This window comes from Mesorhizobium silamurunense (assembly GCF_014843825.1).
GTDB lineage: Bacteria > Pseudomonadota > Alphaproteobacteria > Rhizobiales > Rhizobiaceae > Mesorhizobium > Mesorhizobium silamurunense.
This window is the reverse complement of sequence record NZ_JHQR01000446.1, coordinates 1-263: the sequence shown is the minus strand read 5'-3', so window position 1 is coordinate 263 and position 263 is coordinate 1. Positions and strand designations below refer to the sequence as shown.

The following is a 263-nucleotide window of genomic DNA, read 5'->3' as shown; positions in this document are numbered from 1 at the left end:
ACAGCCATGGAAGAATATATCGGTCTCGATGTGTCGATGAAAGAGACGGCAGTTTCGATCCGCCGTGAAGGCGAACGGATCTGGCGCGGGAAGTGCGCATCTGATCCGACCATCATTGCCGAGCTTGTCCGCAAGCGGGCGCCAGCTGTAAAGCGAGTGGTGTTCGAGACGGGGCCTCTCTCCGTATGGTTCTATCATGCGCTACGCGCCAAGGGATTGCCGGCAATCTGCATCGATGCCCGTCACGCCAAAGCTGCGCTCGA

Annotated in this window: 1 pseudogene; it reads left to right on the top strand. The window is 58.6% G+C overall.

Annotated features, from left to right (window positions below):
- Positions 1-6: 6 nt before the first annotated feature.
- Positions 7-263: pseudogene (locus DH10_RS35910) on the top strand (IS110 family transposase); the annotation flags it as partial.